This is a genomic window from Pseudomonas ceruminis (assembly GCF_021602025.1).
Taxonomy (GTDB): Bacteria; Pseudomonadota; Gammaproteobacteria; order Pseudomonadales; family Pseudomonadaceae; genus Aquipseudomonas; species Aquipseudomonas ceruminis.
The window spans coordinates 1-12,867 of the sequence record NZ_BQHW01000055.1; the positions used below are offsets into that span (position 1 = coordinate 1).

The window sequence follows — 12,867 nt, forward strand, 5'->3', positions numbered from 1 at the left end:
TGTCGCCTGCCCAAGCCAACGGCGAAACCCTCGATGTGCGCTTGGTGGACGCCGCCGGCAATACCTCTGCGCCGCTTGAGTTCCAAGCGCCGGATACCACCCCACCGGCCGAAGTCAGCAATATCGTGGTCGGCTCTGGTGGTCTGGTACTGTCCGGTCGCGGCGAAGCCGGCGCCACCGTTGAGGTGCGCGATGCCAATGGCAACCTCATCGGCACCGGCGTCGTCACAGCCAACGGTACCTTCCTGATCAACCTGGATCCAGCGGCCCAACCGGGCGCTGAGCTGAGCCTGGTTCAGACCGATCCAAGCGGCAATGCCTCAGAGGCCCTGCAATTCCAGGTTCCGCTGACGCCAGCACCGGACACCCCAAGCGACCTGATCATTTCCGCCGATGGCAGCAGCATCACTGGTAATGCCCCGGCAGGCAGCCGCGTTGAGGTGCGCGATGCCAACGGTACAGTGATCGGCACCGTGGTGGCTGGCGCTGACGGCACGTTCAGCATTCCGCTCGTCCCGGCGCAAGCCAACGGTGAGCTGCTCGACGTGGTGGCAATCGATGGCAGCGGCGCTTCGTCCCTGCCCGCCCAGGTCACTGCGCCCGATATCACGGCGCCAGCCGCTCCCGCCGATCTGGCGGTCAATGCCGATGGCACTGTCGTCAGCGGTCGCGCAGAGCCCGGCAGCACCGTGCGTGTGCTCGCTGCGGATGGCACCACTGTATTGGGGACCGCTGTAGTGGGCGCAAGTGGCGCCTTTAGCATCACTCTCAACCCACCGCAGGTTGATGGCGAACAGTTGCAGGTCACCGCAACCGATGCTGCGGGCAACACCTCCACCGCGGGCAACGTCACTGCACCGGATATCGATGGCGGCGACACCACCCCACCAGTTGCACCTACCGACTTGGTGATTGGCCTGGCCGGTCAGCAAATCAGCGGCCGTGGTGAAGTGGGCACTACCGTCCAGGTGCGCGATAGCGCGGGCAACGTGCTGGCCACCGGTACTGTGGGGGCCGACGGGACCTTCCAGCTCACCTTGAATCCGGCAGTCAAGGATGGCTCGTCGCTGCAAGTGACCCTGACCGACGCTGCTGGCAATGTGTCGCCGCCCGGTTCGGTGATTTCACCAGACCTGCAGCCGCCAGCTCAACCGACCGACTTGGCCTTGGCCAATGGCGTCACCCTGTCTGGCCGTGGTGAACCGGGGTCTACGGTTCAGGTACGGGATGCGTCCGGCACCGTGATCGGTAGCGGGGTGGTAGGTGCAGACGGCACCTTCAGCCTGACCCTCTCCCCTGCCCAGGCCAACGGCGAAACCATCGACGTACGCTTGGTGGATGCCGCCGGCAATACCTCGGCGCCGCTTGAGTTCCAAGCGCCGGATACCACCCCACCGGCCGAAGTCAGCAATATCGTAGTCGGCCCAAATGGCCTGCAACTGTCCGGTCGCGGTGAAGCTGGCGCCACCGTTGAGGTGCGCGATGCCAATGGCAACCTCATCGGCACCGGCGTCGTCACAGCCAACGGTACCTTCCTGATCAACCTGGATCCAGCGGCCCAACCGGGTGCTGAGCTGAGCCTGGTTCAGACCGATCCAAGCGGCAATGCCTCAGAGGCCCTGCAATTCCAGGTTCCGCTGACGCCAGCACCAGACACCCCAAGCGACCTGATCATTTCCGCCGATGGCAGCAGCATCAGCGGCACCGCCCCGGCAGGCAGCCGCGTTGAGGTGCGCGATGCCAACGGTACAGTGATCGGCATCATCGTGGTTGGCGCCGAAGGCACCTTCACACTGGCACTCAACCCAGCGCAAGCCAACGGCGAGTTGCTCGACGTCGTAGCAATCGATGGCAGCGGCGCTTCGTCCCTGCCCGCCCAGGTCACTGCGCCCGATATCACGGCGCCAGCCGCCCCCTCCGATCTGGCGGTCAATGCCGATGGCACTGTCGTCAGCGGCCGCGCGGAGCCCGGCAGCACCGTAAGGATCCTCGCCGCCGACGGCACCACCGTGCTAGGCAGCGCCGTGGTCGGTGCAAACGGCGCCTTCAGCATCACCCTCAACCCAGCGCAGGTCGATGGCGAACAGTTGCAGGTCACCGCAACCGATGCCGCGGGCAACACCTCCACCGCGGGCAACGTCACTGCACCAGACATCGACGGCGGCGGCGACACCACACCGCCAGCTCCGGCCAGTGACCTGGTCATCAGCCTCGATGGCCGTACCGTTTCGGGCCGCGGTGAAGCCGGCGCGACGGTCAATGTATTGAACGATCAAGGCCAGGTCGTAGGGACCGGCACTGTGCAGCCGGATGGCAGCTTCACTCTACAACTGAACAGCCCGGTCATCGACGGCTCGTCGCTGCAGGTGACTCTGACCGATGCCGCGGGCAATGTCTCGGCTTCCAGCCCGCTGACCGCCCCGGACCTGGTAGCCCCAGGCCAGCCGACAGCGCTTGACCTGAGTGCTGGTGCAACCCTGACCGGGAACGCAGAACCCGGCGCCCGGGTGGAAGTGCGTGACGCCAGCGGCGCCTTGATCGGCAGCGGTATCGTTGGCGGCGACGGCAATTTCAGCCTCACTCTGGACCCAATCCAGGCCAACGGCGAAATGTTGACCATCCGGGTGATCGATGCCGCCGGCAACGTCTCCGAGCCGCTGAACTACACCGCCCCCGATACCACCGCTCCAGCCATCATCAGTAACGTAGTGGTGGGTGCCGGCAGCCAGGTGATTGCCGGCCGTGGTGAAGCCGGCGCCAAAGTCGAAGTGCGCGATCCCGATGGCAATGTGCTCGGCACCGCCACAGTGGCCTCCAATGGCACCTTCCTGGTCAACCTGGACACCCCGCTCGCCGCCGGCGAAACCATCGTCCTGGTGCAGACCGATGCTGCCGGCAACGAATCGCTGGGCCTGACCGTCGTCGTGCCACTGACGCCAATACCGGAAAGCCCAAGCGAGTTGGTGCTGGCCGCCAATGGTTCGACCCTCAGCGGCAGCGCCCCGGCAGGCAGCCGGGTGGAAGTGCGCGATGCCCAAGGGACGGTGCTGGGCAGTGTGCAAGTGGGCAACGACGGCACCTTCACACTCAACCTCACACCGCCCCAGGCCAATGGCGAACTGCTCGACGTGGTGGCTGTCGACACTGGCGGCAACAGTTCGCTCCCGATCCAGATCACCGCACCGGATATCACCCCACCCAGCGCGGCCACCGACCTGCTGCTCAGTGCCGATGGCGTAACCCTCACTGGCCGCGGTGAACCCGGTGCCAGTGTGCAGGTCAGCAACGCCCAGGGCACGGTGCTGGGTACTGCCGTGGTCGGGCCTAACGGCGTGTTCACCCTGACCCTGACACCGGCCCAGACCAACGGCCAGGAGCTGGACGTGGTGTTGCGCGATGCGGCGGGCAACAGTTCGACCGCTAACCTCACCGCCCCCGACCTCGATGGCCCGCTGCAACCTTCCGGCCTGGCCATCGACAGCACCGGCATTCACCTTACCGGCACGGGCCAGACGGGTGCGATCATCACCGTGCGTGCCGCCGACGGCACCGTGCTGGGCACCACCACGGTCGGCGCCGACGGGCGCTTCGACGTCGCCCTCAACCCGCCACAGCGCAACGGTGAGAGCCTGACCGTGGAAGCTACCGACAGCTTCGGCAACAGTGCCGGCCCGGTTGATTTCACCGCCCCTGACAGCACCCCGCCGCAGGTGGTTGGCAACACGGTGATCGACAACTCAGGTACCACTGTCACAGGCACCGGCGAACCGGGCGCCACAGTCACGGTACGTGGCCCCGACGGCACCGTGCTGGGCACGGCCGTAGTCAACGAGGACGGTAGCTTCGAGGTCGCTCTGGGCGCACCGCAGACCAACGGCCAGGCTCTGACCGTGGAGCAGCGCGACCCCACCGGTAACCTTTCTGCAGCCGTCAGCCTGACAGCGCCAGACAGCAAAGCGCCGGACACCCCGATAGACCTGGTGCTGTCTGCCGATGGCAGCGTGGTGTCCGGCACCGGTGAGCCCGGCGCGACGGTCCGCGTCATCGGCACCGGCGGTGCAGTACTGGGTACCGCCGTGGTGGAGGCCGACGGCACGTTCCGCGTCTCCGTCGATCCACCCCAGCTCAACGGCCAGGCCTTGTCGGTCATTCAGGCCGACGCCGCCGGCAATGATTCCGCCGCCGGTACCCTGACCGCCCCCGACCTGCAGGCCCCGGAGGTGGCCCAAGACCTTGCGCTGAGCACTGACGGCAGCGAACTCAGTGGCCGAGGTGAACCGGGTGCCACGGTGGAGGTGCGCAATGCAACCGGGCAGGTACTGGGCGATGTCGTAGTGAATGCCGATGGTACCTTCAGCGTTATCCTCAGCCCGGCCCAGACCAACGGAGAAGTGCTGTCGGTGGTGCTCACCGACAAGGCTGGCAACACCTCGCCGTCGGCGACCGTCACAGCCGTTGATACCACCGGGCCAGCCACCCCGACCGGTGTCCAGGTCAGCGCCGACGGCACTCGCCTGCAAGGCAGTGGCGAAGTGGGCTCCACCGTCGAGGTGCGCAATGCCAATGGCGACGTGGTGGGCACTGTGCTTGTACCGGTGGGCGGCAACTTCATCGTGCCGCTGTCGCCACCACAACTGGACGGCCAGGTACTCGACATCACCTTGACCGATGCCGCCGGCAATGTCTCTGGAGCGACTCAAGTCACCGCACCGGACCTCACCCCGCCGGCACTCCCCACTGAGGTGCAAATAAGCCCAGATGGCACCGAGGTCACCGGTAACGCACCGGGTGCAAGCTCGGTAACGGTGACTGGCCCTGGTGGTACCTTTACCGGGTCAGTCAACGAGGATGGCCGCTTCAGCGTGCCGTTGGCACCGCCGTTGACCAACGGCGAGACCGTGACGGTCATCGTTACCGATGCTGCAGGAAACGACTCGGCGCCGTTGACCGTCACCGCAGAGGATACCACTCCCCCCGCAGCGGCCACCGATATCACCGTCAGCCCGGATGGGAGCACCATTGCCGGTAGCGCTGAACCAGGTGCCACCGTCATCGTGCGCGACGGCAACGAAATACTGGGCCAGGGCACTGTCGGGCCGGATGGCACCTTCGTGATCCCGCTCGATCCGCCGCTGGGCAGCGGCGATAGCGCGCAACTGGTAGTCCGCGACGGAGGTGGCAACGAAACCTCGGTCAACGTGACCGGCCCGGACGGCAGCGAAATCGCCACCCCGTCCGCCCTGTCAATCAGTGCCGACGGCTTCCTGCTCATCGGCCAAGGCACCGCGGGCTCACTGATCACCGTAACGTCCGCGGGGATCACCCTGGGTACCGCCACGGTCGGCAGCGACGGCACCTTCCGGGTGTTCTTCAGCAACGCCCAACTCAACGCCCAAATTCTGCAGGTTAGTGCCCGTGACGCAGCCGGTGGCAAGCCTTCGGTGCCAGCCACCATCGTGGCAGAGGACACCACGGCCCCCGATGCGCCCAACCAGCTGGTCCTGGATCGTACCGGCAGCGCCCTCACCGGCCACGGTGAAGTCGGTGCAACCGTACGTGTGGTCGATGCGCAAGGCACCGTGCTGGGCACCGCAACCGTAGGCAGCAATGGGCTGTTCAGTGTCAGCCTGGTACCGCCGCAAGCCAACGGCCAAAGCCTCACCATTACCCAGGCCGACGCTGCTGGTAACACCTCCCTCGCCGCGACCGTGCAGGCACCAGACCTGCAGGCGCCAGACGCAGCCACAGGCCTGAGCCTGAACAGCGCAGCCACGGTAGTCAGCGGCCAGGGAGAAGCTGGCGCAAGGGTAATCGTGCGTGATGCCAGCGGTGCAATACTGGCCGAGGGTACGGTCAACCAGAACGGTCAGTTCCAAGTCACCCTGCCGAGTGCGCAAACCACCGGCAGCGCATTGCAAGTCACCCTCATCGATGCCGCCGGCAACGTGTCTGGTCCTGCCAGCCTGGCGACCCCGGACCGCACGCCACCTGCCGCCGTAGGCAACCCGGTGCTCAGCGCCGATGGCAAACAACTGTCCGGCAGCGGCGAAGTGGGTGCAACGGTGCAGGTACGCAACGCCGCCGGTACCGTGGTAGGCACCGCGACCGTGGGTGCCGATGGCCGCTTCACGGTCACCTTCGACACGCCACAGGCGACCGGCCAGGCCATCGGCGTGAGCCAGGTGGATGCGGCAGGTAACACCTCGCCTGCGGTTACGCTGAGCACGCCTGACCTGACGCCACCGGCGCCGCTGACCAACGTGGTGCTCAACAACAATGGCCTGACCCTCACCGGCCTGGGTGAAGCCGGTGCCAGCGTGACCGTGCGCGGCCCCGACGGCACCATCATCGGCACCGGCCTGGTAGCCGCCAATGGCAGCTTCACGCTCACCCTCAACAGTGCGCAGCTCAATGCCCAGCACCTAAGCGTGACCCAGACCGACGCGGGCAACAACACGTCGACCGCAGTAACGCTTACCGCACCTGACTTCACCCCGCCTGCCGCGCCAACCGCCCTGGCGCTGGCCGGTACCGGTCTGCAACTGAGTGGTAACGCCGAAGCAGGCAGCACGGTCACCGTGCGCGACGCGGCCGGCAATGTGCTGGGCACTGCCGTGGCCAACAGCAACGGCACCTTCCAGGTTACGCTGAACACGGCCCAGACCAACGGCCAGACCTTGCAAGTTACCGCCACCGATGCAGCAGGCAATGTGTCGCCTTCGGTGCCTTACACCGCTGCCGATACCACCCCGCCAGCAGCGGTCGCCAACCTGGCGGTTGCAGGCAATGGCGGGACCCTGACCGGTACCGGCGAAGCGGGCGCCACCGTCACTGTACGGGCACCTGGCGGTGCTGAGCTGGGTACCGCCACAGTCGGCAGCGACGGCCACTTCACAGTTACACTCAATCCGCCGGCGACGGTCGGTGAGAGCCTCAGCGTGACTCAGGCCGATGCCGCACAGAATGTCTCACCGGCACAGAGCGTGACCGCGCCAGGCATCCTGGCCCCCGATGCGCCAGACAACTTGGTGCTGTCTGCCAATGGGCTGGTGGTCACGGGTACCGCGGCGCCCGGCAGCGTGGTGAACGTATACGGCCCCAATGGTGCAGTACTGGGCACCGCGCCGGTGGGTAACGACGGCACCTTCACCGTCAACCTCAGCAGCGCCCAGGCTAACGGTGAGGTGCTGCAGGTCAACGCTGTGGGCACGGACGGCAGTGCCTCGTTGCCGACGACCTTGCAAGCACCGGACACCACACCACCCCAACCGCTGACCAACCTGGCGCTGTCCAGCGACGGCCTGACACTCAGCGGCCGTGGCGAGCCGGGTGCCAGCGTCAGCGTAATCGGCCAAGGCGGAGTCGACCTGGGCACCGGTGTGGTAGATGCCAACGGCAACTTCAGCATTGGCCTGAGCGCCGCGCAGATCAATGGCGAACGCTTGAGCGCTCAACAGACCGACGCTGCCGGCAACGAGTCCAACAGCGTCACCCTCACCGCGCCAGACCGCGTGGCACCGGATGCCGCAGGCAACCTCGCCTTTATCGGCGGTGGCAGCCTGCTCAACGGAACCGGCGAAGCTGGCGCCACCGTAAAAGTGCTTGCCGCCGATGGCAGCGTGCTGGGCACAGCGGTAGTGCGTGGCGATGGTAGCTTCCAGGTCAGCCTCAGCGCGCCACAGGCCAATGGCCAGCAGGTGCAGGTGGTGCTGACCGATGCAGCCGGCAACCAGTCGAACCCCAGCGCCATCACCGCGCCGGATACGACGCCGCCTGCGGCCCCCACCGAACTGGCGATCTCCGGCGATGGTGTTACCCTCACCGGTCGCGGCGAAGCAGGCGCGCGGGTCACTGTCACCAACCCGGCCGGTGACCAGATCGGTACCGCGCTGGTCGATGCCAGCGGCCACTTCACCATCACCCTCAACCCGGCCTTGGGCAACGCTGAAGTGCTCAGCTTTACCCAGACCGACGCTGCCGGCAACGTATCGGCTGCGGCGACGCTACAGACTCCCGACTTTACCCCGCCGGCCGCCCTCACCGAGGTGGCCATCAACATCGACGGCAGCGTGGTCAGTGGCCGCGGTGAGGTGGGTGCATTGGTCACGGTGACCAACGCGCTGGGCGATGTGCTGGGCACCAGTCGGGTACTGGCCGACGGCAGCTTCCGCGTCGAACTGTCGCCGCCTCAGATCAACCAGCAAGTGCTCTCGGTACAGCAGGCCGACCCACCCGGCAACATCAGTGTGCCGGTCACGGTCCAGGCACCAGACCTGACACCACCAGAGGCCGCGGCCGAGCTGCACCTGAATGTTGCCGGCGATCAGCTCAGCGGCACCGGCGAAGCGGGCGCTACCGTGCGCGTCTACGTCGGCGCTCTCCTTATCGGTTCCGCCACGGTCGACGCCAACGGCACCTTCGTGGTTGAACTGAGTTCGCCGCAGATCAATGGCCAGGTGCTGCAGGTGACCCTGCAGGATGCCACTGGCAACCTGTCGCCGATCTCCACCGTCACGGCCGTCGACATCACCCCACCGGCCAGCGTTACTGCCACCTTGAACAGCAGTGGTACTCAACTTAACGGTGAAGGTGAACCGGGTGCACGCGTCACCGTGATGAACAACCGGGGCGACATGCTCGGGCAAGGCATCATCGCTGTCGACGGCACCTTCGTGCTCAACCTCATCCCGGCGCAGATCGACGGCCAGGTCCTGACCCTCATCGCCCAGGACGCAACCGGCAACCCTTCTGCACCGTTCCAGCTCACAGCACCGGACCTGACACCACCTGCGCAGCCGACTGACCTGTTGCTCAACCCAGCGGGCACCTCCCTCACCGGCACTGCCGAGGCAGGTAGCCTCATTACCGTACGTGGACCGACCAATGCGGTGCTGGGCACCATCACGGTAGATGGCAATGGCCAGTTCACCGTCACGCTGAGCCCGGCGCAGAACAACGGGCAACTGCTGACCGTCGTGTCCACGGACGCCGCCGGTAACGCTTCGCTGCCGGCGAGCTACCAGACCCTCGACACCTCGCCTCCTGAGCAGGTGACGGACCTGGGCATCAACAACACGTTCAATGTGCTGACCGGTAAAGGTGAACCTGGTGCGACCGTGACCGTCACCAGCGGCGGCCGCGTGATAGGCTCCGGTGTAGTGAGCAGCGGTGGGACCTTCCAGATCACCCTGGAGTCTTCGGTCGGTCCGCGGGCAACCTTGTCGGTAACACAGACAGATGCTTCTTCGAACGCCTCTGACCCGGTTACCTATACCACCCCTCTGGTAGCGCCTCCCGCTCCGCCAACCGATGTGAAGCTGGCTGCCGATGGCCTGACCTTGACCGGTAGTGCGCCCGCCGGAGTCATCCGTGTCTACGATGCCGCGGGTAATCAGATCGGCAGCGGATCCAGCCTCGGCAGCACGTTTACCCTGAGGCTCGATGCGCCACAGCTTAACGGCGAGCAGATATCGGTAGTTACAGTCACCCTCGGAGTAGAATCGCAGCCTGTCTATCTGCAGGCAGCCGATATCACCCCACCGGCCAATCCGATCGTTACCGCGCTGTCCACCAATGGCCTGGTGCTGACCGGCAGCGGTGAAGCCGGTGCCACGGTCACCGTGCGCGATGCCGGCGGCAACATACTCGGCACCGGCCTGGTGAACGCCGGTGGCACGTTCAGCATCAACCTGGCCAGCGCGCAGCTCAATGGCCAGGTGCTGGGCGTAACCCAGGCCGACGCTGCGCAGAACGTCTCTGGTAGCACCAGCTTCACCGCGCCAGACGTGCTGCCGCCAAACGCACCGAGCAACCTGACGCTCAATGCCGGCGGCACTGTGCTGACCGGTGTCGGCGAGCCCGGCGCAACTGTCACCGTGAGGGGCCCAAGCGGGCCAATCGGAACGGCCGTGGTGCAAGCCGACGGTACCTTCAGCGTTAGCCTCACCAGCGCACAGAACGACGGGCAACTGCTCACCGTGCGCCAGGCTGACGGCGCTGGCAACCTCTCGGGCAGCACTGCCATCACCGCGCCCGACACCACACCGCCCGCAGCGCCAGCGGCCACGATCAACGCCAACGGCACCACGGTGAGTGGTTCTGGCGAGATCGGCAGCACCGTCACGGTGCGCAACAGCGCTGGCACCCTCCTGGGCACCGCCACGGTGGGCGTCAACGGCCTGTTCGTGGTCAGCCTCAACGCTGCGCAGATCGACAACCAGGCGTTGACGGTCACCTTGACCGATGCGGCCGGCAACGTCTCGACCGGGACTGCCCTGACCGCACCAGACCTCACGCCACCTGCGGCCGCCAGCAACCTGGCGATCAGCGCCGACGGCAGCACCCTCACCGGTAACGGTGAGCCCGGAGCCACTGTCACAGTGCGCAGTGCCACCGGCACCGTGCTGCAAACGGCCACAGTGCAGCCCAACGGCACCTTCACCGTTACCCTGAGCCCAGCCCAGGACAACGGCCAGGTGCTGTCGGTCACCCTCACCGACCCACGCAACAACGTCTCCGGCAACGTCACCATCACCGCGCCGGATATCGATGCCAATGCGCCGGTGGTTGCCAGCGACAACCTGGCCACCGCGACCGTCAACCTGGCACCGGTGGTGAGCTCTACTACCTATAAGGACAGTTTCACTACCTTGCTGTCGGGCTTTACCAAGCCGTATACCTGGACAGTAGGTGCAGGCACCACGGTGGACGTGAGCTTGACGTTGACCACCAGTAGCGCCCTGGCCTTGCTCGACAGAGCGAACTTCACCCTGGAGGTGAAGAACGCAGCCGGAGACTGGGTGACACTGGCCACCGGCAACAGCCAAGGCCTGCTCGACCTGATCCTGCTGCCCCTGGGTCAAGGGATACGCGTCGACATCGGATTGCTGCAGGCGGGCGACTATCGCCTGACGGTCGGCAGTGGCGGCATTGGCCTGATCACCAACGTCACCACCACGCTGGATATTGAAACCACCAGCCTGACCCAGTTCACCGGTACCGGTACGCCAACCTCTGGCAACGTCATTACCGACCCGGGTGTCGACGGCAGCACCGATGCCAGAGGCCCGGACAGCTCTGCGGTACTGCAGGTACTGAAGAACGGCAGCTATGTCACCGCTGGCAGCGCCACCGAGGTGCAAGGGCTGTATGGCACCCTGGTGATTCGGGCCGACGGCAGCTACACCTATACGCCCAATGGGACGCCTTCCAGCGTCGGCAAAGTCGATGTGTTCAGCTACCAGCTGGTCCACAGCAATGGCCTGAGCGACACCGCGAACCTGTATGTGCGCATCGACAGCCCACAAGCCACGGAAATCTGGAGCGACAGCAACCTCGGCGCACCTGCCACGGTGGTCGATGCAGTCAACGACTTCGGCAGCAGCCACCTCACCCTGGCCAACCGCGTGGATACCAGCAGCGCCACCTTGGGCACGCTGAACCTGCCGTTGATCGGCAGTCGGCAAGCGACCTACACCACCACCGTCGGTGCCGATACCACAGCCAACCTGCAAGTGGTGGTCAACTCAACCAACCTGCTGAGCCTGCTCAATGGCACCACCATTGATCTGCTCAAGCTCAACCCTGCTACCAACCAGTATGCGCTGGTCGATAGTGTGCGCGGCAGCTCGCTGATCAGCCTGCTGGGTGGTGGCTCAGGGTACACCTTCCAGAACCAGGGTGCCGGTACCTATCAAATCCGCGTAACCGCAGGCGGCATCGGCCTTGCCAGCTCGATCACCACCAGTCTCACCACAACGACCACCCACACCAACGAGTTCGTGGTCAGCAACGCCACGCTGGTGACCGGAAACCTGCTGACCGACACCAGCGGTGGCGGTGCAGACAACCTGGGTTCGGCGCTGACCGTGCTGAGCGTGCTGGTAGGCGCCAACACCTACGCCATCCCAGGCTACAACGGGGTCAGCGTGGCAGGCACCTACGGCACGCTACTGGTGCATGCTGACGGCAGTTACACCTACACCCTCAAAACGGGGCTTACCTCAGCGGTGGTCGGTCAGCACGACACCTTCACCTACGAACTGACCCACCCCAATGGCACCAGCGATACCGCCACGTTGACCATCAACCTCGACAACGCCGCCGGCCTCACCGCCACTACCTCGACACTGGCTGACACCGGCGACGAGGGTGTGGCCCTGGCCAGTGTCGCCGCCGCTGCGTCCAGCGAAGTGATTGCCGGTACCGACGGCAACGACCACCTCGATGGCAGCCGGGGCGGCCACATCACGTTGGAGGGAGGAGCAGGCAATGACACCCTGGTGGTGGTCGACCAGCACTTCGCCAGCGTCGATGGCGGCACGGGTACCGACACGCTCCTGTGGGGCGGCGGCGATGCCAGCATCGACCTGGGCAACCTGGTCGGGCGCGTCCATGCGATTGAGGTCATCGACCTCAACGACACCAGCGCCGTGGCGTTGACCCTCAACCTGGCAGACGTGGTGGCGATCACCGAAACCGGCAAGGACACGCTGATCATCAAGGGGGATGACAAGGACTCGGTACACCTCACGGATAATTGGGCCCTGGTAGGCAACCAAACTTCCGACGGTATCGACTATAACCAATACACGGCCCAGGAGGATCCGAGCCACCACCTGTGGGTGCAAAACGGCATCCATGTCGTCTGAGGCCGCAGTAACCCGCCGGGCGCCATGCCCGGCGGCAAGGACGAACAGCAGTAAGGGAATTATGTGAAGCGACGCAGTCCGCTGTCACCGCTGTGGCTGGGAGCCCTCGGGCTCCTGGTACTGAATTCGAACCCGGTTGCCCAGGCAGCCGATGACATAGATCCAGCACTGCGCACCATCGGGCCGTCACTGCTGCGTGACGCCCCCGATGCCATAC

At 65.5% G+C, this 12,867-nt stretch carries 1 protein-coding gene and 1 pseudogene; both read left to right on the forward strand.

All coding sequences use genetic code 11. The features are described from left to right. Window positions 1–12,650, forward strand: a 12,650-nt coding sequence (locus tag L6D80_RS29615) for a BapA/Bap/LapF family large adhesin (protein WP_236183106.1), incomplete at its 5' end; no start/stop codon positions are given. 63 nt (window positions 12,651–12,713) lie between these two features. After that, window positions 12,714–12,867: pseudogene (locus L6D80_RS29620) on the forward strand (channel protein TolC); the annotation flags it as partial.